Source organism: Macrococcus epidermidis, assembly GCF_003259695.1.
Classification (GTDB): domain Bacteria; phylum Bacillota; class Bacilli; order Staphylococcales; family Staphylococcaceae; genus Macrococcoides; species Macrococcoides epidermidis.
Genome location: NZ_PZJH01000029.1, coordinates 1 through 282 on the forward strand (window position 1 = coordinate 1; position 282 = coordinate 282).

Genomic DNA, 282 nt, shown 5'->3' on the forward strand with positions numbered 1-282 from the left:
GACGCGCGATTTTTTTAAGAATTCAAAAATGAACTCACTCGGTTTTGCTTGGTAAAATCTTTTATTTCTTCTTACTTTATCTAGTTTTCAAAGTACAATTTGAATGACTTACTGGACCGAAGGTCCGATAAACATTCAAAACTGAATACAATATGTCAATGTTAATCCCTATCAGACCTAAAGGTCTGATTTCCGTAATTATCCTTAGAAAGGAGGTGATCCAGCCGCACCTTCCGATACGGCTACCTTGTTACGACTTCACCCCAATCATCTGTCCCACCT

At 38.3% G+C, this 282-nt stretch carries 1 rRNA gene; it reads right to left on the reverse strand.

The annotated features are described in order from the left end of the window. Positions 1–208: 208 nt before the first annotated feature. Positions 209–282 (reverse strand): 16S ribosomal RNA (locus BHU61_RS13285); the annotation flags it as partial.